25 protein-coding genes are annotated in these 19,554 nt (G+C 65.6%); 12 read left to right on the forward strand and 13 right to left on the reverse strand.

Annotation, left to right across the window (positions count from 1 at the left end):
- Nucleotides 1–5 precede the first annotated feature (5 nt).
- The 3 genes from ACIA48_RS17835 to rfbB all read right to left on the reverse strand — a co-directional run bounded on the left by ACIA48_RS17835 (nucleotide 6) and on the right by rfbB (nucleotide 2,414).
- Nucleotides 6–728: an enoyl-CoA hydratase/isomerase family protein gene (locus tag ACIA48_RS17835; protein WP_396734144.1), complete on the reverse strand. Its 723-nt coding sequence runs from the start codon at nucleotides 726–728 to the stop codon at nucleotides 6–8.
- 97 nt (nucleotides 729–825) lie between these two features.
- Nucleotides 826–1,431: a dTDP-4-dehydrorhamnose 3,5-epimerase gene (gene rfbC / locus ACIA48_RS17840; RefSeq protein WP_396734147.1), complete on the reverse strand. Its 606-nt coding sequence runs from the start codon at nucleotides 1,429–1,431 to the stop codon at nucleotides 826–828.
- Entirely contained in the window at nucleotides 1,428–2,414 is a 987-nt protein-coding gene (rfbB, locus tag ACIA48_RS17845; protein WP_396734149.1) for a dTDP-glucose 4,6-dehydratase, read from the reverse strand. Before rfbB ends, rfbC begins: the two co-directional genes overlap by 4 nt.
- A gap of 171 nt (nucleotides 2,415–2,585) precedes the next feature.
- Between rfbB and ACIA48_RS17850 the strand changes: the two genes are divergently transcribed.
- Complete coding sequence (locus ACIA48_RS17850) at nucleotides 2,586–3,464, forward strand: alpha/beta hydrolase (protein WP_396734152.1); 879 nt, start codon at nucleotides 2,586–2,588, stop codon at nucleotides 3,462–3,464.
- On the opposite strand, the gene ACIA48_RS17855 is transcribed toward ACIA48_RS17850, so the two are convergent.
- From ACIA48_RS17855 to ACIA48_RS17875, 5 genes are read right to left on the reverse strand one after another with little or no spacing between them, the layout of a single operon-like run.
- Nucleotides 3,447–4,073, reverse strand: a complete 627-nt coding sequence (locus ACIA48_RS17855; protein WP_396734154.1) for a TIGR03086 family metal-binding protein — start codon at nucleotides 4,071–4,073, stop codon at nucleotides 3,447–3,449. The two genes, ACIA48_RS17850 and ACIA48_RS17855, sit on opposite strands and share 18 nt — an antisense overlap.
- A 44-nt stretch (nucleotides 4,074–4,117) precedes the next feature.
- The gene (locus tag ACIA48_RS17860) at nucleotides 4,118–4,960 is read right to left on the reverse strand and encodes an LLM class F420-dependent oxidoreductase (RefSeq protein ID WP_396734157.1); all 843 of its coding nucleotides are present in this window, start codon (nucleotides 4,958–4,960) and stop codon (nucleotides 4,118–4,120) included.
- A gap of 10 nt (nucleotides 4,961–4,970) precedes the next feature.
- Nucleotides 4,971–5,816, reverse strand: a complete 846-nt coding sequence (locus ACIA48_RS17865) for an LLM class F420-dependent oxidoreductase (protein ID WP_396734160.1) — start codon at nucleotides 5,814–5,816, stop codon at nucleotides 4,971–4,973.
- Nucleotides 5,817–5,845: 29 nt separating this feature from the next.
- Nucleotides 5,846–7,351: an ATP-binding protein gene (locus ACIA48_RS17870; protein ID WP_396734163.1), complete on the reverse strand. Its 1,506-nt coding sequence runs from the start codon at nucleotides 7,349–7,351 to the stop codon at nucleotides 5,846–5,848.
- A gap of 10 nt (nucleotides 7,352–7,361) precedes the next feature.
- A complete protein-coding gene (locus ACIA48_RS17875) occupies nucleotides 7,362–9,065 on the reverse strand; it encodes an FAD-dependent oxidoreductase (RefSeq protein ID WP_396734166.1) in 1,704 nt (567 codons plus the stop codon).
- Nucleotides 9,066–9,199: 134 nt separating this feature from the next.
- Between ACIA48_RS17875 and fdxA the strand changes: the two genes are divergently transcribed.
- Nucleotides 9,200–9,553, forward strand: a complete 354-nt coding sequence (fdxA, locus tag ACIA48_RS17880; RefSeq protein WP_396734169.1) for a ferredoxin — start codon at nucleotides 9,200–9,202, stop codon at nucleotides 9,551–9,553.
- Nucleotides 9,554–9,559: 6 nt separating this feature from the next.
- Nucleotides 9,560–10,534, forward strand: coding sequence for an Acg family FMN-binding oxidoreductase (locus ACIA48_RS17885; RefSeq protein WP_396734172.1), 975 nt, complete (start codon nucleotides 9,560–9,562; stop codon nucleotides 10,532–10,534).
- A 17-nt stretch (nucleotides 10,535–10,551) separates the two neighbouring features.
- Here ACIA48_RS17885 and ACIA48_RS17890 read toward each other — a convergent pair whose 3' ends face one another.
- On the reverse strand, nucleotides 10,552–10,845 hold the full coding sequence (locus ACIA48_RS17890) for a hypothetical protein (protein WP_396734175.1): 294 nt from the start codon (nucleotides 10,843–10,845) through the stop codon (nucleotides 10,552–10,554).
- A gap of 250 nt (nucleotides 10,846–11,095) precedes the next feature.
- Between ACIA48_RS17890 and infA the strand changes: the two genes are divergently transcribed.
- From infA to truA, 8 genes are all read left to right on the forward strand, one after another.
- Entirely contained in the window at nucleotides 11,096–11,317 is a 222-nt protein-coding gene (gene infA, locus ACIA48_RS17895) for a translation initiation factor IF-1 (protein ID WP_003418601.1), read from the forward strand.
- Nucleotides 11,318–11,346: 29 nt separating this feature from the next.
- Nucleotides 11,347–11,460, forward strand: coding sequence for a 50S ribosomal protein L36 (gene rpmJ, locus ACIA48_RS17900; RefSeq protein WP_003879483.1), 114 nt, complete (start codon nucleotides 11,347–11,349; stop codon nucleotides 11,458–11,460).
- A gap of 150 nt (nucleotides 11,461–11,610) precedes the next feature.
- Nucleotides 11,611–11,985, forward strand: coding sequence for a 30S ribosomal protein S13 (rpsM, locus tag ACIA48_RS17905; protein WP_083124744.1), 375 nt, complete (start codon nucleotides 11,611–11,613; stop codon nucleotides 11,983–11,985).
- Nucleotides 11,985–12,404 (forward strand): 30S ribosomal protein S11, encoded by a 420-nt coding sequence (gene rpsK / locus ACIA48_RS17910; protein ID WP_396734179.1) that lies wholly within the window; start codon nucleotides 11,985–11,987, stop codon nucleotides 12,402–12,404. Before rpsM ends, rpsK begins: the two co-directional genes overlap by 1 nt.
- A 14-nt stretch (nucleotides 12,405–12,418) precedes the next feature.
- Nucleotides 12,419–13,024 carry a 30S ribosomal protein S4 gene (gene rpsD / locus ACIA48_RS17915; RefSeq protein WP_396734182.1) on the forward strand — a complete coding sequence of 202 codons (606 nt, stop codon included), beginning with the start codon at nucleotides 12,419–12,421 and terminating at the stop codon, nucleotides 13,022–13,024.
- 78 nt (nucleotides 13,025–13,102) lie between these two features.
- A complete protein-coding gene (locus ACIA48_RS17920; RefSeq protein ID WP_006245173.1) occupies nucleotides 13,103–14,155 on the forward strand; it encodes a DNA-directed RNA polymerase subunit alpha in 1,053 nt (350 codons plus the stop codon).
- A 59-nt stretch (nucleotides 14,156–14,214) separates the two neighbouring features.
- Nucleotides 14,215–14,805, forward strand: coding sequence for a 50S ribosomal protein L17 (gene rplQ / locus ACIA48_RS17925; protein WP_396734186.1), 591 nt, complete (start codon nucleotides 14,215–14,217; stop codon nucleotides 14,803–14,805).
- A gap of 7 nt (nucleotides 14,806–14,812) precedes the next feature.
- Complete coding sequence (gene truA, locus ACIA48_RS17930; RefSeq protein WP_396734189.1) at nucleotides 14,813–15,682, forward strand: tRNA pseudouridine(38-40) synthase TruA; 870 nt, start codon at nucleotides 14,813–14,815, stop codon at nucleotides 15,680–15,682.
- Here truA and ACIA48_RS17935 read toward each other — a convergent pair.
- The 4 genes from ACIA48_RS17935 to ACIA48_RS17950 form a co-directional block, all read right to left on the reverse strand.
- Nucleotides 15,679–16,347 (reverse strand): cutinase family protein, encoded by a 669-nt coding sequence (locus ACIA48_RS17935; RefSeq protein WP_396734192.1) that lies wholly within the window; start codon nucleotides 16,345–16,347, stop codon nucleotides 15,679–15,681. The genes truA and ACIA48_RS17935 overlap by 4 nt on opposite strands.
- A 58-nt stretch (nucleotides 16,348–16,405) precedes the next feature.
- Complete coding sequence (locus tag ACIA48_RS17940; RefSeq protein WP_396734194.1) at nucleotides 16,406–17,053, reverse strand: cutinase family protein; 648 nt, start codon at nucleotides 17,051–17,053, stop codon at nucleotides 16,406–16,408.
- Nucleotides 17,054–17,081: 28 nt separating this feature from the next.
- Entirely contained in the window at nucleotides 17,082–17,840 is a 759-nt protein-coding gene (locus ACIA48_RS17945; RefSeq protein WP_396734197.1) for a cutinase family protein, read from the reverse strand.
- Between the two features lie 65 nt (nucleotides 17,841–17,905).
- Nucleotides 17,906–18,919: an EamA family transporter gene (locus ACIA48_RS17950; protein ID WP_396734200.1), complete on the reverse strand. Its 1,014-nt coding sequence runs from the start codon at nucleotides 18,917–18,919 to the stop codon at nucleotides 17,906–17,908.
- Between the two features lie 75 nt (nucleotides 18,920–18,994).
- Here ACIA48_RS17950 and ACIA48_RS17955 point away from each other — a divergent pair, with 75 nt between their 5' ends.
- A complete protein-coding gene (locus tag ACIA48_RS17955; RefSeq protein ID WP_396735060.1) occupies nucleotides 18,995–19,549 on the forward strand; it encodes a CGNR zinc finger domain-containing protein in 555 nt (184 codons plus the stop codon).
- Nucleotides 19,550–19,554: the final 5 nt, after the last annotated feature.

Here is a 19,554-nt window from a genome sequence, read left to right on the forward strand (position 1 = left end):
CCGCCTCAGTCACTCTGGCCGGAGCCGAAGGCGCCCAGGAGGAACTCGTCGAAAACGCGGTCGTGCTCGACAGTGAACGCTTCGTCGAACGTGACCCCTGCGCTCGAGACGAGGTACCGCTTCGTCGCCTCCAAGGCCGGCTGCGGCGCCTCGGCGATCACCCGGGCGGTCGCTTTGGCCTCGTCCAGGAGGTGGTCCCGGTCGGGGGCAATTGCGTTGACGAGGCCCAGGCGATGAGCTTCGGTGCTGTCGATGCGCCGGCCTGTCAGGCACAGGTCCCGTGCGATGCCCGCGCCCACGACCCATTGCAACGGCGTGAACAGCGGCGGTGCGCCGAACTTGATCTCGGGGTGGGCGAACTCCGCGTCCGGTACAGCGATGCGAAGGTCGCAGAGCAGTGCCAGGTCGAATCCGCCGCCGAACGCCGCGCCGTTGACTGCGGCGATCATCGGCTTGCCGAAGCCCCACACGGCGAGGTGGTAGCGACGAGAACTGTCGCGGATCGTACGGGCGAGATCAGGCTGGGCGAACTCCTTGAGATCGAAGCCTGCGCAGAAGGTCGTACCCGTGCCCGTGAGCACGACGACGCGTACGCGCTCATCGGATGCCCAGTCTTCGAGCGTGTCGGAGATCGTGTCGCGCATGGCGATCGAAAGCGCATTGCGGCGAGGCTCGTTGTCGAGTCGTAGGACAGCGATGCCATCGGAGTCGATGTCGGTCGCCAGCATCTTCTTCAGACTACGTCGAAGGGGCCCCGTCGAAACTGCGGGCAGATCGCGATTTCTTTGTCAAGCTCGATCTGTTTGCAGTCTCGGCCAGAAGGGATCAGCGCTGCCGCAACTCCTCGGCAAACGCCTGTGTTTCTTCCCACGTCGGCAGCAGGCCGGACGCCTCGGCTTCGGCCAGTGACGGCGCGGCGCGGTCCCGACCCGACAGTATCGGCCCGCCGTCGACCTCTGGCCACGCAATGCCTAGCGCGGGATCGAACACGTTGATCGTGTGCTCGCGTTCGGGGTTGTACGGCGCGGAGCACAGGTACATGACCGTCGAGTTGTCCTCCAGCGCAAAGAAAGCGTGACCCAAACCCTCGGAGATGTAGATCGATCGCCGGTCGGTGTCGTCGAGGACAACCGAATCCCACTGCCCGAATGTCGGTGACCCGATCCGGATATCGACGACCACGTCGAGCACCTTGCCGCGCGGGCACCCGACGTACTTGGCCTGGCTCGGCGGCAACTGGGCGAAGTGAAGTCCGCGCAACGTTCCCGCAGCCGACACCGAGCAGTTGGCCTGACGCAGGTCGAACCGGTGTCCGGCCAATGCGGTGAACTCGGCATCGGTGAACCACTCGAAGAACGCGCCCCGGGAATCGCCGTGCACGCGCGGGGTGATCTCCCACGCGCCGGGAACCGTGAGCTCGCGGAACGTCACTGGTTGCGCCCCGCGTAGTTGGCTTCGACGCCGTCCTTCAGTGGGGCCCACCAGTTTTCGTTGGCCCGGTACCACTCGATGGTGTCGCGCAGACCGTCCTCGAAGTCGGTGTGCGCAGGGCTCCATCCCAGCTCGTCACGCAACGGCGACGCGTCGATCGCGTAGCGCAGATCGTGGCCGACGCGGTCGGTGACGTGGTCGAAGTCGTCGGGATCGCGGTCCATCAACCGCAGAATCGTCCGCATCACCGTGAGATTGTCCCGTTCCCCGTCGGCACCGATCAGATACGTGCGGCCGATCTTCCCGTCGGACAGAATGCGCGCCACCGCGCTATTGTGGTCCTGCACGTGGATCCAATCGCGCACGTTGGCGCCGGCTCCGTAGAGCTTTGGGCGCCGACCGGTCAGCACATTGGTGATCTGGCGTGGGATGAACTTCTCCACGTGCTGGTAGGGCCCGTAGTTGTTGGAGCAGTTCGACAGTGTTGCGCGCACGCCATAGGACCGCACCCATGCTCGCACCAGCATGTCGGCCGCGGCCTTCGTCGACGAATAGGGGCTCGACGGGTTGTACGGCGTGGACTCGGTGAACCGCTGCGGGCTACCGAGCTCGAGGTCGCCGTATACCTCGTCGGTCGAAATGTGATGCAGCCGAACGTCGTGCGCGCGCACCGCCTCCAGGATGGTGAACGTGCCGATGACGTTGGCGTGCAGGAAGGGTTCCGGCCCTGACAGCGAGTTGTCGACGTGGGTCTCTGCCGCGAAGTGCACGACGGCATCGGCCTCGGCTACCAGCTTGTCGACCAACCCGGCGTCGGTGATGTCGCCCTGCACGAGCCGGATCTTGTCCTTCACCGGCGCAAGCGACTCGCGGCTACCCGCGTAGGTCAGCGCGTCGAGCACCGTCACCGCATGTTCATGCGCAGCCACATGGACGAAGTTGGCGCCGATGAAGCCCGCCCCGCCAGTGACCAGCAACCGCATGGTTAAACCCTAACGGTGCGGGTGCCCGACTTATCGGGCTGATGCTGAACATCTGCCGGGATGGCATCATCCATCCGAACCGATCCCTACGGAGGTGGAACGATGGCCGCTACGGACTTGCGTGTTCTTCTGTTGGGTGTATTGGTAGGGCTATCTTCCCCGGTGAGCAAGATGAGCCGCGACCAGCTCGTAGAACTGCAGCGTCGCGAGTTCCGCCACAACCTGGTCACCGACTTCATGTTCGGATCCCGGGCCTCAGGAGTGTCAATCGAGGACCGGGCCATTGACGGCCCAGGTGGTGACCTGCCGCTGCGTATCTACCGAACCAACGCTTCCGATACGCCTCTGGTCGTGTTCTTTCATGGGGGCGGCTTCGTGCTGGGTTCGCTGGGCGCGAACGATGCGCACTGCAGTCGGGTGAGTGCGGCCACCGGCGCCGTCGTGGTCTCGGTCGGTTACCGGCTCGCGCCGCTGAACCCGTTCCCCGCCGCGGTGGATGACAGCTACGCCGCGCTCGTGTGGGCCGTTGAGCACGCCGACGAGCTCGGAGCCGACGCGCAGCGGCTCGGTGTGATGGGGCACAGCGCGGGCGGCAACCTCGCTGCGGTGATGTGTCTGCTGGCACGCGACCGCTCGGGCCCGACGATCCGCCACCAAGCTCTGGTGTATCCCTTCATCGACCTGAGTTCGGCGGCGACGCGTCGGGACGTGAACAGTCCTATCCTGCCCACCGCGGAGTTGAAGTCCTACCGCGAGCATTACTTCTTCGGCCACCAGCCCGAGCCCGCGGACGATCCCCGTGCATCGCCGATACTCGCCGAGAGCCATCGCGGTTTGCCGCCCGCGCTGATCCAGGTCGCCCAACAGGATCCACTTCGCGAAGACGGACAGCGCTACGCAGATGCGCTGCGAGGCGCAGGCGTTCCGGTGCGAATCACCGAATACGCCGGAATGCCCCACGGCTTCTTGGCTTATCCGCGGTTCTGCAAAGCTGCACCGGTTGCGCTCGCCGAACTGAGCGCGGAGCTGAAATCAGCGTTGAGCGGTTAGTGACGTCCAGGCCGGCGAACGGCCGAGGTGGGCGAGCAGCCGGTCCACATCGGTCGCGTCGTCACTGACGGCGACCGCGCGGCGGAACGGGCTGCCCTCATCGGTGCGAAATTCGCCGTCGGGCACCGCGAAGGCGATCGGCAGCACGGCGTCGATGACCTTCTGCGGCAGGTCGAACGCGACATCGATCGTGCGAGCGACGTCCCAGCCGTGCACGACGTAGTCGACGAAGTGGAAACTGATCGCCATCGCTCCGGGAAACGTTGCCTCAGGACCGAATTCGGGAAGGGCGAAGGTCGCCTCGAGCACACCGTCAGCTTCGAATGCGCTGAGCACGTCGGTTGCGGCCGCCGCATAGGCGCCCACGGGATCCGAGGCGACCGCATCGGCGACGGTCGCGGGGTCCCACACGGTGAGGTCGGTGCCCCCGCGGGCTGCCGCCGCGAAGCCGTAGTGCTGGACCGTCATGTGCGCGAGCAGAGCGTGTAGGTCCCAGCCGGCACACGGCGTCGGCCGCGCGAGATCGTCACGGGTGACGGCGTTGACCGCGTCGACAGAAGCCAGTACCGCGGCACGATGCAAGGGGAGGGTGTCGAAAGTCATGTGCATACGTAGATCATATGCGCATGCTTACGATTGGTCAACGCACGACGTCAGCTTTTCAGTCCGAGCGGGCCAGCCAGTTCCTCCAGCGTCGGCAGCAGGGCGTCCCAGCCGCCCAGCACCTGGATCGCGACGTGATCGGCCCCGGCCTCGATGTGCTCGGTGAGCTGCTTGGCGATGTCCTCGGGCGTGCCGTGGGCGACGACGGCGTCGATCAGCCGGTCGCTGCCGGGCTTGGCGATGTCGTCATCGGTGAACCCCAACCGCTTCCAGTTGTTCAAGTAGTTGGAGAGGTTGAGGTAGAAATCGACAGTATCGCGGCCGATCGCTCGGGATGCTTCGGCATCGCGCGCCAGGACCACTTTGTGCTCGGGTGCCAGAAACACCGTCGGTCCCAAGATGTTTCGGGCTTCTCCGGTGTGCTGCGGAGTGGTCAGGTACGGATGCGCACCCGCGCTGCGTTGTGCTGAGAGCTTGAGCACCTTGGGGCCCAGCGCCGCGACGACCCGTCGGCTCGTCGGCACCTTCTTGCTGTCGAGCGCGTCGAGATATTCGACGAGCACGTCGTATGGCTTGCGGTATTCCTCGGTGTGTTCGGGATGTCCGATCCCGACGCCGAGCAGGAAGCGGCCCGGATACTTGTCCTCGATGCGGTGGTAGGCGTCGGCGACTTCGTCGGCGGGTGCGCTCCAGACGTTCACGATGCCGGTGGCGACCTGAACTGTCTCAGTGGCATCCAGCAGCGGTTCGACGTACTTGAGATCGCCGGCGGGCGAGCCGCCGATCCAGATCGCGCCATAGCCCAGCCGCTCGATCTCGGCGGCCTGTTCGGGCTTGGGTGTACCGAACGTCCACACCCCGAAACGGCCGAGATCCGGTTTGAGCTCAGTCATGGGTTCCCCTTCACTGGAGTCCGAGCGGGCCCGCCAGCTCGGCGAGGGCGGGCACGAGCTTGTCAGTACCCGTCAGGACCTGAATCGGAACATGGTTCGCACCGGCGGTCACGTGCTCGGTGAGCCGTGCGGCGATGGCGTCGGTGGTGCCGTACGCCACAACCGCATCGACGAGCGCGTCGCTGCCCGGCTTGGCGACGTCGTCATCGGTGAACCCGAGCCGCTTCCAGTTATTCAGGTAATTCGCCAGATTCAGGTAGACGTCGAGCGCCTTGCGGCCGACCGCGCGCGCTTGGTCCGCATCCGTAGTCAGCACCACCTTGTGCTCGGGTGCGATGAAGGCGTCGGGGCCGACGAGCTCGCGTGCCTGCGCGGTGTGTTCGGGGGTGGTCAGGTAGGGATGCGCTCCTGCGCTGCGGCGGGCGGACAGCTTGAGTACCTGCGGGCCGAGCGCGGCTACCACCCTGCGGCCCTCCGGTACGCCGTACTCGTCGAGCTTGTCGAGGTAGTCGTTCAATGCGTCGTAGGGCTTCTTGTACTCCTGGTGCGCCTCGGGATGGCCCACGCCGATGCCGAGCAGAAAACGGCCGGGGTAGTCCTTCTCGATGCGGTGGAAGGACTCGGCGACGGGGCCTGCCGCGGCAGTCCAGATGTTGACGATGCCCGTCGCGAGCTGCAGCGACTCGGTCGCTCCGAGAATAGGGTCGATCCAGTCGAGTTCGGCGGGCGGTGAGCCGCCGGCCCAGATGGCGCCGTAGCCGAGGGATTCGATGTCCTTGAGCTGTTGCGGGGACAGCTGCTGCCACCCCGAGTAGTGGCCGAATACGCCGAACGTGCCGAGATCAGGAGTGGTCATGGTTGCTCCAACCCTCCGAGTTCGTGCCCCTATTCCGTGCCTGCGGCAGACAGCTCGCCTGGAGTCGGCGCGATCGGGGCGGGTGCCACCAACGGCAGGCAGACGATGAATCGCGTGTCGCCCGGTTCGGACTGCACGGCCACGTTTCCGCCGTGCTTCTCGACGACGATGCGCCATGCGAGATCCAGACCGAGTCCGGTGCCCTCGCCGAACGGCTTGGTGGTAAAGAAAGGCGTGAAGATGCGGTCGATGATTTCTTCGGGGATTCCCGGACCGTCGTCGCAGATCTCGACGCGGATCATCTCGTCGTTTTCACGTGACGTGCGGATGGTCAAGGTGCCGTGACCGCCCATCGCCTGAATGGCGTTGTCGATGATGTTCGTCCATACCTGGTTGAGATCGCCTGGGTAGCACTGCAATTGGGGCAGCGTCTTGTCCATATCCTTGACCAGGGTGACGGGCTTGCCCTTGCCCTCCATGCCGATCTTGTCACCGAACATCATCAGCGTGCTGCGCAGCAGCTCGTGGACGTCCGCGCTGCCGTAGGAGCCCCGGTCCATCTGCGAGTACTGCTTCGCGCCCGCGAGCAGCGCCGAGATGCGCTTGCTGGCCTCGGCGATCTCGTTCATCCGCAGTTCGTTGTCGATCGTGTACTTCAGCCACCCGATCGCACCCTGCAGCGACGCGGTGTTGTCGACGTCATCGACCAACGCCGAAACCCGCTCGAGCCAGTCGGTGTCCAGACCCGCCTCCACGAACGTCGGCGCGTAGTCCCAGGCGCCGACGATGCCGTGGTCTTCGAGCCAATCGCCAATCTGGTCTTCACGATCGGAGGCCTCCAGCGCCGTCAGCTCCTGATCGCGGGACTTGGCGACCTGCTCGGCGACCTCGTCCTGAATGTTCACCAGTACCCGCAGGGCCTCTGGGGTGAACTTGGCCTCGGCCACCATGGCGAGCTTGTGCCGCATGTGTCCGACACCCTCGCGCAGATCGGCGACGGCACGCGCGGTGGCCGCGGCCGGATTGTTGAGCTGATGGGTCAGACCCGCGGTGATGGTGCCCAGAGCCAGCAGCTTCTCGCGCTGACCGATGATCTGGGTCTGCCGGCGACCGCCGACGAGGTGGCCCTCGAGCAGATGTACGGCCATCGGGAACTGGGTCCGCATGAAGTCGGCGAAGTCGTTGGAGTCCAGGACGAAGCAGCGCGACGGCTTGGTCAGCCGCACGGAAGCCTGGTAGGCCTGCTCCTCACCCGGGATGTAGGCGGACCAGGCGCCGAAGTACACGCCGCGCTGTGACGTGCGGTTGGTCTGGATGTCGACGCCGCCGGAGCGCTTCGACATGATCAGCTCGCCGTCGATCATCACGTAGAAACAGGTCGCGGGCTCGCCCTCTTGGACGATGGGGCCCGCAGGGAACGTTTCGATGTGGCCGGCGGCGCACAGGATGTCGAGCTGCGGATCGGAGAGATCCTCGAACAGGAACAGAGTCCGCAGCTCATCGCGGACGCACTCTTCGTCGTTCTGTGAGCCCATCGCACGCCTCCTAGGCTTCAGCCAAATATCTGTGCACCAGCATCACCGCCATCGACCCTTCGCCGACCGCGGCCGCAACCCGCTTCGCGGACTCCGATCGCACATCTCCTGCAACAAACACACCGGGCACGCTTGTTTCCAGGTGGTGCGGCGGTCGGTCCAGGGTCCAGCCGACCTTGTCGCGCAGATCAGGCCCCGACAGGATGAAGCCGTGATCGTCGCGGGCTATTCCAGCTTCCTCCAGCCAATCGGTGCGGGGTGTCGCGCCGATGAAACAGCACATCCGGTCGCAGGTGACCGTCTCGGTTTCCTCGGTCCGCTTGTCCAGGAGCACCAGCCCTGACAGGTGGTCGTCCTCGGCAACGGTGTTGACGACCTCGGTGCAGGTCCGGACCGTGATGTTCGGGGTCTTGAGGATCCGGTCGACCAGGTACTGCGACATGCCCGCCTCCAGCGAGGGTCCGCGGATCAGCATCGTCACCGACTTGGCCGTCTGCGACATGTACATCGCGGCCTGGCCGGCGGAATTGGCACCGCCGACGATGTAGACGTCCTCACCCGCGCACTCGCTGTTGTCCGACACCGACGCGCCGTAGAACACCCCGCGGCCGATGTAGTTGCAGTTCGGATCGTCGGGATCGTCCCAACATCCGGTGATCTGCAGCTGTCGGTAGTCGACGCCGGTCGCGAGGATCACGGCGCGGGCACCGATGGTGTTGTCGCCGTTGAGACGAATCGAATGGGCCGCGCCGACGCCGTTGATCTCGAGCCTGCCGGCCTCCTGGGTCGTGATGACCTCCGCGCCGAAGCGTTCGGCCTGACGGCGTGCCGACGTGGTGAGTTCGGCGCCCGAGATGCCGGTGGGGAAGCCCAGATAGTTCTCGATCTTCGAGCTGCGGCCCGCCTGCCCGCCGGTCGTGGCCTTCTCGATCAGGACGGTCTTGAGGCCCTCCGACGCGCCGTAGACCGCGGCAGCCAGTCCGGCCGGACCGCCGCCGATGACTGCGAGGTCATACATTTCCAGCTGCGGGCTGGTCGACAGGCCGAGCAGCGTGGCGAGTTCGACGTCCGACGGGTCGACGAGGGTTTCGCCCTTCTCGGTGATGACGACTGGGAGGCGGCTGTCGTCGAGACCGGCGGCCTCGAGCAGCTGCTGTCCCTTGGGTTCCTCGGAGTTGACGGCGCGGAACGAGTACTCGTTGCGGGCCAGGAACTGCCGTACCTCCCAGGACCGGTCGCTGTACCGGTGGCCGATGACCTTCGTGTACGGCATGGCGCGGTCACCGACGGACCGCCAATCTTCGAGCAGACCGTCGATCACCGGATACAGCTTCTCCTCCGGCGGATCCCACGGCTTGAGCAGATAGTGGTCGAGGTCGACGACGTTGATCGCGTCGATCGCCGCGTGGGTGTCCGCATAGGCCGTCAGCAGAACTCGACGTGCCAGTGGGAAGAAGTCCATTGCCTTCTCGAGGAACTCGATGCCGCTCATCTGTGGCATCCGGTAGTCGGCGACGAAGACCGCGACGGCGTCGCCGCGCAGCTTGAGTTCTTTCAGGGTGTCGATCGCATCGGCGCCGGATTCGGCGCGCACGATGCGGTACCTCTCGCCGTAGTGGCGCCGGAGGTCACGTGCGACGGCACGCGACACTGCCGGGTCGTCGTCGACGGTGAGTATGACGGGTTTTCGGGCCTGCACATCGGGGGAGGTCATCGGTTATAAGTATGCGCCCGTTGTCCAAATCATTTCAGTTCGAGGACGGTGGCTAGCCGGACGGGACCAAGGTCACCTGGACAAGGGACCTTCGCCTGGCGCGAATGTCGGGCGTCGGTGCCTAGCGTTTTCTCATGACCTACGTGATTATTTCGGCGTGCGTGGATGTGATGGACAAGTCCTGCGTGGCGGAGTGCCCGGTGGACTGCATCTACGAGGGCGCACGGTCGCTTTACATCAATCCCGACGAATGCGTCGATTGCGGTGCCTGCAAACTGATCTGCCGGGTCGACGCGATCGAGTACGAGACGGACCTGTCCGCGGACGAACTGGTGCATCTGGCCGACAACGCCGCGTTCTTCACGACCGTGCTGCCCGGCCATGACCTTCCGCTCGGCGTTCCCGGGGGAGCTCAACAACTGGGTCGCGTCGGTGTGGACACCCCCTTGGTGGCGACCATGCCGGTGAAGCCGCCGACAATCCACTGAACTGACATGACCACCCAGCCGACCATCGCCACCGTCGCAGACGCCGTCGCCGTCGCGTGCCGGGCGCCGTCGGTGCACAACAGTCAGCCCTGGCGTTTCATCGCGGAGCCCTCGGGGCTGCATCTGTTCATCGACACCGACCGGCTCGTCGCCAGCGACCATTCCGGACGTACGGCGTTGATCAGCTGTGGGGCCGTACTCGACCACCTGCGGGTCGCGATGGCGGCGGCCGGCTGGGTCAGCCACGTCGACCGCTACCCCGACCCTGCGGACCACACCCACTTGGCAAAGGTGACGTTCTCACCGCTCGGCACGGTCACCGACGCGCAGCGCCGGCGCGCCGACGCGATCCTTGCGCGGCGCACCGACCGGCTCCCGTTCGCCGCGCCGCGGGAGTGGGATGCGCTGCTGCTGACGCTGCGCGACGCGATCGACGAGACGGTTGCCGTCTTGGACGTGGTCGATGACGGACGCGCGCAGCTGGCCGAAGCGGCACAGCTCAGCGAGGCTTTGCGGCTCTACGACTCCGAATACCACCTCGAGCTGGACTGGTGGACCGGGCCGGCCGCGATCTCCGACGGAATTCCGCGCAGTGCACTCGTCTCGGCGGCTGAGAGCGACCGCGTCGACATCGGGCGCGCATTCCCGGTCACGGGCGGACACGAGGAACGGCGTATGAGTGTGCCGGAAGATATGTCCAGAGTGCTGGTGCTGTCCGCGCGCGAGGACAGCCGGCGCGGCGTGCTCGGGTGCGGTGAGCTGCTCTCCCAGGTGCTGCTCGAGGCGACGATGGCGGGGCTGGGGACCTGTACTTTGACCCACGTCACCGAGCTGGACGCCAGCCGCGACATCATCGGGTCCCTCGTGGGCCGTGAGTTCCCACAGCTGTTGATCCGGGTCGGCCAGACCCCGGCGCTCGACTCCTGCCCGCCACCCACGCCGCGGCGGAGCCTCGACACCGTGCTTGAGCTGCGGTTGTAATCGGTTGCAAGCGCGGTCTATGACGGCGGGATCGGCCAACGGCGGTGGGTGTACGGGATGGCGACCTTGTAGATGAAGGTCAATAACAGACCCCAGACGACGAGGCTCACGATGCTGAAGCCCGCGGCTCCGGTATTTGTCCAGGTCATTGCGAGTCCGGCCACGCCGACGGCCGCGAATCCGGCCGCTTGCGCGATCAGCCGAAACCCCATTTCGCCCCGGCCGCTCTGCCGGAACACAGCTGAGATCACGAGCATCGCGGCCACTTCGACGATGCCGAAGACCAGCACTCCGATGAACAGCGCGGTCATGAACCCTCCGGCGTTTATGCGGCGAGCCCTAGCTGCAGGTTCGGCGATTTTGGGGACGACGCTCGAACGGGTAACATAGACCAACGGTGCGGCTATCGCGCCGACTCTCGGCGTGCCCTGTTCAGTAGTTCTCCGGAACACTTAGGTCTCGGTTCACGTTAATGGAAGTCGGGGCTGATGCTGCGCTGGAACAGGCGCGAGTCGTCAGATACGAAACGTACGAATAACCAGAGGATCGCTGAAAAGGATTATGGCCAAGAAAGACGGCGCCATAGAGGTTGAGGGTCGCGTGGTCGAGCCCCTGCCCAATGCGATGTTTCGCATTGAGCTGGAGAACGGTCACAAGGTTCTCGCTCACATCAGCGGCAAGATGCGGCAGCACTACATCCGCATCCTTCCCGAGGACCGTGTCGTCGTGGAGCTGTCTCCATACGACCTCTCCCGGGGCCGCATCGTCTACCGGTACAAGTAACTAGAAGCACAGAAGGATCAGACACAGCCGTGAAGGTGAACCCGAGCGTCAAGCCCATTTGCGACAAGTGCAGGGTGATCCGTCGGCATGGGCGGGTCATGGTGATCTGCTCAGATCCTCGCCACAAGCAGCGCCAAGGCTAATACGCGCTAGCTGCCCACAACTTAATGACGCAATCCCAGCACCACTGAGTGGATACGCCACTGTGACGCGTCCGGCACGGAGGCCGGACCCCGACGCCGTCGGGAACGGGCTGGGAACAGACCTCCGCAACGAAGAAGGAACACACCACTGTGGCACGTCTAGTGGGCGTCGACCTCCCGCGCGATAAGCGCATGGAGATCGCGCTGACCTACATCTACGGCATCGGCCGTACCCGCTCCCAGGAGATCCTGGAAGCCACCGGCATCGACCGGGATCTGCGCACCAAGGACCTGACCGACGATCAGGTGACCCAGCTGCGCGACTACATCGAGGGCAACCTCAAGGTGGAGGGCGACCTGCGCCGCGAGGTGCAGTCCGACATCCGCCGCAAGATCGAGATCGGCTGCTACCAGGGTCTGCGGCACCGCCGCGGCCTGCCGGTGCGTGGCCAGCGGACCAAGACCAATGCGCGCACCCGCAAGGGCCCGAAGCGCACCATCGCCGGTAAGAAGAAGGCCAAGTAATGCCACCCGCAAAGAAGGCAGCAGGCGGAGCGCCCAAGAAGGGTCAGAAGACCCGCCGCCGGGAAAAGAAGAACGTCCCGCACGGCGCCGCCCACATCAAGAGCACGTTCAACAACACGATCGTGTCGATCACCGACCCGCAGGGCAACGTCATCGCATGGGCGTCCTCGGGACACGTCGGCTTCAAGGGTTCGCGTAAGTCGACCCCGTTCGCCGCACAGCTGGCCGCCGAGAACGCGGCCCGCAAGGCGCAAGAGCACGGCGTCAAGAAGGTCGACGTCTTCGTGAAGGGTCCGGGCTCGGGCCGCGAGACCGCCATCCGTTCACTGCAGGCCGCTGGCCTCGAGGTGGGCGCGATTTCCGACGTCACGCCGCAGCCTCACAACGGCTGCCGTCCGCCCAAGCGGCGCCGGGTCTAGGAGGAACAAGAAACATGGCTCGTTACACCGGACCCGCAACCCGCAAGTCGCGCCGCCTCGGCGTCGATCTCGTCGGCGGCGATCAGTCGTTCGAGAAGCGCCCCTATCCGCCCGGCCAGCACGGCCGCGCGCGGATCAAGGAGAGCGAATACCGCCAGCAGCTGCAGGAGAAGCAGAAGGCTCGCTTCAGCTACGGCGTGATGGAGAAGCAGTTCCGCCGCTATTACGAAGAGGCCAACCGGCAGCCCGGCAAGACCGGTGACAACCTGCTGCGCATCCTCGAGAGCCGGCTGGACAACGTCATCTACCGCGCAGGCCTGGCCCGCACCCGCCGCATGGCGCGTCAGCTGGTCAGCCACGGCCACTTCACCGTCAACGGTGTCAAGGTCGACATCCCGAGCTACCGGGTGTCGCAGTACGACATCATCGACATCAAGGAGAAGTCGCTGAACACGCTGCCGTTCGAGGTCGCGCGGGAGACCGCGGGCGACCGCCCGATCCCGGGGTGGCTGCAGGTTGTCGGCGAGCGTCAGCGCGTGCTCGTGCACCAATTGCCGGAGCGCGCGCAGATCGACATCCCGCTGCAGGAGCAGCTGATCGTCGAGCTCTACTCGAAGTAAGACTTCTGTCGCGGCAACCGCCGCGAGAGAAAACCCTGACGGCATCAAATAGCGGGTGCCGAGGAGGAGAAGAAGAAAATGCTGATTTCTCAGCGACCCACTTTGTCCGAAGAGGTCAAGTCGGAGAACCGGTCCCAGTTCGTCATCGAGCCGCTGGAGCCGGGATTCGGTTATACGCTTGGCAATTCGCTTCGGCGCACGCTGCTGTCGTCCATCCCGGGCGCGGCGGTCACCAGCATTCGCATCGACGGCGTGCTGCACGAGTTCACCACCGTCCCCGGGGTAAAGGAAGACGTCACCGACATCATCCTGAACCTCAAGGGTCTGGTCGTGTCCTCGGAGGAGGACGAGCCGGTCACCATGTACCTGCGCAAGCAGGGCCCCGGTGCGGTCACCGCCGGTGACATCGTCCCGCCGGCCGGTGTGACGGTGCACAACCCCGAGATGCACATCGCCACCCTCAACGACAAGGGCAAGCTCGAGGTCGAGCTCGTTGTCGAGCGCGGCCGCGGCTATGTGCCTGCCGTGCAGAACAAGGCGTCGGGCGCCGAAATCGGCCGTATCCCGGTCGATTCCATCTACTCACCCGTGTTGAAGGTGACCTACAAGGTGGAGGCCACCCGCGTCGAGCAGCGCACCGACTTCGACAAGCTGATCCTCGATGTCGAGACCAAGAACTCGATCACCGCTCGCGACGCGCTGGCGTCCGCGGGTAAGACCCTGGTCGAATTGTTCGGTCTGGCACGGGAACTCAACGTCGAGGCCGAGGGCATCGAGATCGGCCCGTCGCCTGCCGAGGCCGATCACATCGCCAGCTTCGCGCTGCCGATCGACGATCTGGACCTCACGGTGCGGTCGTACAACTGCCTCAAGCGCGAGGGTGTGCACACGGTGGGCGAGCTCGTCGCCCGCACGGAGTCCGATCTGCTGGACATCCGCAACTTCGGCCAGAAGTCCATCGACGAGGTGAAGATCAAGCTGCATCAGCTGGGTCTGTCGCTCAAGGACAGCCCGGCCACGTTCGATCCGTCCGAGGTCGCCGGCTACGACGTCGCCACCGGCACCTGGAACAGCGATGCGAGCTACGACCTGGATGACAACCAGGACTACGCCGAAACCGAACAGCTCTAAAGAAATTCCGTCCCGGCCCTACCTGATACGGGGGCCGGCCCCAATTAGGAGAAGTCGCAATGCCCAAGCCCACTAAGGGTCCTCGCCTCGGCGGGTCGTCCTCGCACCAGAAGGCGCTGTTGGCCAACCTGGCCACCTCGCTCTTCGAGCACGGCCGGATCAAGACCACGGAACCCAAGGCGCGGGCGTTGCGGCCCTACGCGGAGAAGCTGATCACCCACGCCAAGAAGGGCACGCTGCACAACCGGCGCGAGGTGATGAAGAAGATCCGCGACAAGGACGTCGTGCACATCCTGTTCGCCGAGATCGGCCCGTTCTTCTCCGACCGTGCCGGCGGCTACACCCGCATCATCAAAGTCGAGAACCGCAAGGGCGACAACGCTCCGATGGCGGTCATCGAGCTGGTGCGGGAGAAGACCGTGACCTCGGAGGCCGAGCGGGCCCGCCGCAGCGCGTCGACGGCAGCGAAGAAGGCTCCGGTCGTCGCCGCTGCCGCACCGCAGGCTGCCGTCGAGCCGGAGGCCGCCGAGGGTCCCGCCGCGGAGGAGACCGTGGACGAGGTCAAGGCCGAGGATGCCGCCATCGAGGAGGCTCAGGAAGCTGAGGCCGCTGAAGAGGTGGCTGAAGAGAAGGCCGACGACGACAAGTAGTGAAGCTGTGAACACGCCCGCCATCGGCAACGGTGGCGGGCTTGTTCGTCTTCGTCTCGACATCGCCTACGAAGGAACGGATTTCGCCGGCTGGGCGACGCAGACCGGACAGCGCACGGTGGCCGGTGTGCTCGACGACGCCCTGTCGACTGTGTTTCGCACCCCGGTTCAGCTGCGGGCGGCCGGACGCACCGATACCGGTGTCCATGCCGCCGGTCAGGTCGCTCATGTCGATGTGCCGGCCGACGCGCTACCGCACGCGTATCCCCGCACGCCCCGTGCCGGTCAAAGTGAGTTTCTGCCGCTCGTGCAGCGGCTCGCGCGGTTCGTGCCCGCCGATGTGCGGGTGCTCGACATCGGCCGCGCGGCACCGGGATTCGATGCACGGTTCTCCGCGCTGCGCCGGCACTACGCCTATCGCCTCTCGACGGCACCGTACGGTGTCGAACCGCAGCAGGCCCGATTCGTCACGCCCTGGCCCCGGCCGCTGGATGTTGACGCCATGGCGGCGGCATCGCGGGATCTGGTGGGGCTGCATGACTTCGCCGCGTTCTGCCGTCACCGTGAAGGCGCCACCACGATCCGCGATCTGCAGCGGCTGGACTGGGTACGCGAGGGTGACCGGGTCACCGCGTACGTCACCGCCGACGCGTTCTGCTGGGCGATGGTGCGGTCGGTGGTCGGTGCCCTGTTGGCCGTCGGTGAACACCGCCGCGAACCTGGTTGGTGCGCAACGTTATTGGAGTCGACAAGCCGGTCCAGTGATTTCGCGGCGGCGCCACCGCAGGGCCTGACGCTGGAGAGCGTCGACTATCCGCCCGACGACGAGCTCGAGGCCCGCACGAAGGTCACCCGCGAACTGCGGACGATCGATTAGATACGGGCGGCGACGAAGTCGGCTGCCTGGTTCGCCATGCCTGCGTCGATGTAGGCGCCCGCGAGGTGGGCGGGCCAGTTGTCTTCCCACGTGTTCGGGTCGGCCGGGTTGCAGATCGGATCGGCGCCGTGGCACAACTCGATCGTCCGTTCGCGGTAGAGCGGGTTGAAGTTCGCGATCGGTCCAACCCATGCGACGCCGTTGCCGAACAGGGCGACGGCGGCGATGTGCGTGTCCGCGCCGGGGGGCAGCGGGGCATCGAACCCGAAGAAGTTGAACGGCAACGCGAGCACGACGTCGGTGACCGCTGCGCCGAGTGAATAGCCCCCGAGCACCAACCGCGTGTCCGGGCAGGTGTTCATCATGTACTGGATGTGGCCGCTCATGTCGTTGGCGCCCACGTCGATCTCGTTGTCGGCGGGATACTGCACCGCATAGACGTCGATGTTCTTGTTCGACTTGGATCGCAGCGCGCTGATGAACGCATTACCGAGCCTGCCGACCCCCGCCGACTCGAGCCGGCCACGGGCGAAGATCACCTCGACCGCCGGACACGATTGCGCGCCGGCGGACGGTGTCAGCGAGCTGACGGTATGAGGGGCGATGAGCAGGGTGCTGAAGACAAGAACGGCGAGAAGACCAGTGACAAGGTGTCGGCGAATCACCACACGGATATTAGTAGAAACTGATCAACGCACCCGTCAGTAAGCAGATAAGCGCAGCTCAGAGGTGCCCTGCGACGAAGTCTGCGGCCTGGTTGGTCGGCCCACCCGCGTACGCCCGGTGCGCGGCGACGTCCCGGCCGCCCGAGGCGCAGATCGGATCACCCGGGTTACAAAGGTCGATGGACCTGCCACCCCATACCGGGCTGACCGTCAGCGGCAGACCGAGCTTGGCGGATGGATTGCCGAAGACGGCGATCGCGGCCACATGCTCGGGCACGTTGGGCGGAAGCGGGTTGTCGAACCCGACGCCCGGCACCGGGACGGCGCTGATCACGTCGATGACCGCGGCACCCTGCGAATACCCGCCCAACACCAGGCGGGTGTTCGGGCAGGTGTTCACCATGTTCTGGATATGGGCGCTCGCGTCGTTGGCTCCGGCGGCTGCCTTGAGGAAGTCGAACGTCGCGGGGTAGTTGACCGCGTAGGCGCCAACGGACCTGCCGCCGACCTTGCCCCGCAATTGGTCGACGAAGGTGCCGCCGACTGCGCCGAGGCCGGCGTCCTCATTGGTGCCGCGCGCGAACACGACCTCGATGTCGGGGCAACCTTGGGCCGACGCGGTCGCAGGGACTAAGACCGCGGCAGAGGCGATCACAATGAGGGATACGGCGGCGCTGAGCCAGCTACGGAGTCGATCTAACGTCACAAGATCAACAGGGTAGCGCCAATCGCTGTCACACCCGGCCAGCGACGAACTGCGCGGCCTGCTGAACCAGGCCGGCGGACACGTAATCGTTGTGTGCGAACGGATTCCTGCCGCCCGAACAGATGGGGTCGCCGTCCTTGCAGAGGTCAATTGCCCGACCGCCGAACACCGAGCTGGTGAGCGGATTGCTGAACTTCGTTGCCGGGTTACCGAACACAGCCACCGCGGCAATGTTGGACTGCAGGCTCGCGGGCAGCGGCGCCGCGGAACCGATGTCCCCGATCTTGTTGCCCAACGGCGGGACCCCCGCCAGCATGTCGACGACGGCGGCGCCCTGCGAGTATCCGCCGAGCACGAGCTTCGTGGACGGGCACTGTTGCGACATCATGGCGATGCGGTTCTCGGCGTCCCGTGCGCCGTCGGCGGCGGCCAGGAAGTCATATGACGCGGGATAGTTGACGGCGTACGAGCTGACGGTTTGGCCGCCGACGAGCGGGCGCAGCGCGCCGACCAACGCCGAGCCAGGCGTTCCGAGCCCCGGAGTGTCGTCGGTTCCGCGGGCAAAGATGACCTCGATGTCGGGACATGCCGAGGACTGCGAGGGGAGGGGGCCGGGGGCGTTCGCCGCGATCGGACCGGGCGCCGGTCCCGGCCCGGGGACGCCGGGCTGATGGTAGGGCTGGGCGAGCGCTGATGGAGCGGCGACAAGCGTCGTCGCGGCGCAGACAACGGTCGCAGCAATCGTGGCCAGCCGTGACGACATCCGGAGCAAATTCACGTCGGACATTTTCCCACATCGCGACCGGTCGCAGCCAACCACTCAGGAATCGACGCGGACGTCAATTACTGAGGTCAGCGGCCTGCTGCGTGTGGTGATGGCACCGCTTCGGGCAGCGTCACGTCGGCGGACTCTTCGCTCCGGTCGCCCTGACGTGCCAGCCCGAGGCCCAGCAGGACGATGGCTCCGCCGACGGCTTGGATCGTCGTCATCGCTTCGCCAAGGAGAATCCAGGCCGCCAAGACGGCGAACATCACCTCGGACAGGCCGACCAGTGAGGCGAACCGCGGACGCAGCATCGAGATGCCGACGATGCCGAGCGTGTAGGCGACGGCGGTGGCCACCACTCCCAGCGCGACGACCGGGACAATCCAGGACGTGGTCCATCCGGCTATGACGGTGTCGTTCGTCGTGAAGGTCAACGGCATGATGCCGACGACACCCAACACTGTGACGGCGGCGGCGCCGACCACCAGACCCGCCGCGGCCAGCGTGACTGGGTTGACGCCCTCGCTGTTGGCCGAGCCGTTGCTGGCGTTCGCCGACATCACGAAGTAGCACGCGGCGCACACCGCGGCGGCGAGTCCCCAACCGACGCCGACCAGGTTGATATGGGCACCGCTAAAAACGTTGAGCACCAACATGATTCCGGACACTGCCAAGGCGACACCCGCGAGGGTCAGGTTGGTGGGCCTGCGCCGTGTGGTCATCCAGACCCAGGCGACGACGATGATCGGCGCGGTGTATTCGAGCAGCAGCGCGACGCCGACGGACAGATGGGCGACGGCGTTGTAGTAGAACAGCTGCGCGCCGGCGATCGGGATCGCGCCGTAGAGAACGACGGTCTTCGCGTGGCGCAGCGCCTCGCGGATCCAACCGGGGCGCACAATCGTCGCGAACACGGCCATCACGAGGGCGCCGCCGGCGAGGCGGGCGACGACGGCTGCCGTAGGGCTCCAGCCGGCTTCCATCAGTGCCTTGGCGAACGGTCCGGATGACCCGAAGGCGAGTGCGGAGCCGACGGCGAACAGTAGGCCGAGCCGGAAATGGTCGACCGACACGCGTTCGTCGAGCTGATTCGCGGTCACGGGTGCACCTCCGGCGTGTAATGAGTAAAATCTGCTTTGGTCATGACGGTAGCCGGGAAGGGGGTCATGAGTCAAATGCTTTTCAGTTATGACACGGAGCTGACACTGCGTGCGGCATGTGTGCTGGTGAACAGTGATCGAATCGACGGCGAGCAGCTCGCGAGTCTGCGGGAGCTCGATGCATATCTGGATGGCTTCGGCTGGACCGGCAGACGCGATCGCGACGATGCCGAACTCGATTCTGTGCATGGGCTGCGAAAGCGATTGGGGAAGATCTGGGCGGCCGCCGGCGATGAAGAGCAGGCGGTCGGTCAGGTGAATGCGCTGTTGAGCGACACCAAGGCGTCGCCGTGGCTGACCCGCCATAAGGAGATGCCGGAGTGGCACCTGCACCTGGCGTCCGTACATGATCCGCTGTGGCAGCGGATGGGTGCGGAGATGGCCATGGCACTCGCCGACCTGATCCGCACCGGCGAGCTGCGACGGCTCAAGGTGTGTGCCGCATCGGATTGCGACGCGGTGCTGGTGGATCTGTCGCGCAATCGATCGGGGAAGTTCTGCGACACCGGCAATTGCGGCAATCGCCAACACGTCGCGGCCTATCGAGAGCGCCGAGCGAAAGACAATTGACGCGC

The sequence above is a fragment of the Mycobacterium sp. NPDC051804 genome, assembly GCF_044452905.1.
GTDB lineage: Bacteria > Actinomycetota > Actinomycetes > Mycobacteriales > Mycobacteriaceae > Mycobacterium.

Excerpts from the sequence above, each read along its gene's own strand:
- ACIA48_RS17945 (WP_396734197.1), bottom strand. The coding sequence starts at position 17,840 with ATGTCCGACGTGAATTTGCTCCGGATGTCGTCACGGCTGGCCACGATT.
- ACIA48_RS17890 (WP_396734175.1), bottom strand. The coding sequence starts at position 10,845 with ATGACCGCGCTGTTCATCGGAGTGCTGGTCTTCGGCATCGTCGAAGTG.
- fdxA (WP_396734169.1), top strand. The coding sequence starts at position 9,200 with ATGACCTACGTGATTATTTCGGCGTGCGTGGATGTGATGGACAAGTCC.
- rfbB (WP_396734149.1), bottom strand. The coding sequence starts at position 2,414 with ATGCGGTTGCTGGTCACTGGCGGGGCGGGCTTCATCGGCGCCAACTTC.
- ACIA48_RS17835 (WP_396734144.1), bottom strand. The coding sequence starts at position 728 with ATGCTGGCGACCGACATCGACTCCGATGGCATCGCTGTCCTACGACTC.
- ACIA48_RS17850 (WP_396734152.1), top strand. The coding sequence starts at position 2,586 with ATGAGCCGCGACCAGCTCGTAGAACTGCAGCGTCGCGAGTTCCGCCAC.
- rpsK (WP_396734179.1), top strand. The coding sequence starts at position 11,985 with ATGCCACCCGCAAAGAAGGCAGCAGGCGGAGCGCCCAAGAAGGGTCAG.
- ACIA48_RS17860 (WP_396734157.1), bottom strand. The coding sequence starts at position 4,960 with ATGACTGAGCTCAAACCGGATCTCGGCCGTTTCGGGGTGTGGACGTTC.
- ACIA48_RS17855 (WP_396734154.1), bottom strand. The coding sequence starts at position 4,073 with ATGCACATGACTTTCGACACCCTCCCCTTGCATCGTGCCGCGGTACTG.
- ACIA48_RS17870 (WP_396734163.1), bottom strand. The coding sequence starts at position 7,351 with ATGGGCTCACAGAACGACGAAGAGTGCGTCCGCGATGAGCTGCGGACT.
- rplQ (WP_396734186.1), top strand. The coding sequence starts at position 14,215 with ATGCCCAAGCCCACTAAGGGTCCTCGCCTCGGCGGGTCGTCCTCGCAC.
- infA (WP_003418601.1), top strand. The coding sequence starts at position 11,096 with ATGGCCAAGAAAGACGGCGCCATAGAGGTTGAGGGTCGCGTGGTCGAG.
- ACIA48_RS17865 (WP_396734160.1), bottom strand. The coding sequence starts at position 5,816 with ATGACCACTCCTGATCTCGGCACGTTCGGCGTATTCGGCCACTACTCG.
- ACIA48_RS17955 (WP_396735060.1), top strand. The coding sequence starts at position 18,995 with ATGCTTTTCAGTTATGACACGGAGCTGACACTGCGTGCGGCATGTGTG.
- rpsD (WP_396734182.1), top strand. The coding sequence starts at position 12,419 with ATGGCTCGTTACACCGGACCCGCAACCCGCAAGTCGCGCCGCCTCGGC.
- ACIA48_RS17885 (WP_396734172.1), top strand. The coding sequence starts at position 9,560 with ATGACCACCCAGCCGACCATCGCCACCGTCGCAGACGCCGTCGCCGTC.
- ACIA48_RS17875 (WP_396734166.1), bottom strand. The coding sequence starts at position 9,065 with ATGACCTCCCCCGATGTGCAGGCCCGAAAACCCGTCATACTCACCGTC.
- ACIA48_RS17920 (WP_006245173.1), top strand. The coding sequence starts at position 13,103 with ATGCTGATTTCTCAGCGACCCACTTTGTCCGAAGAGGTCAAGTCGGAG.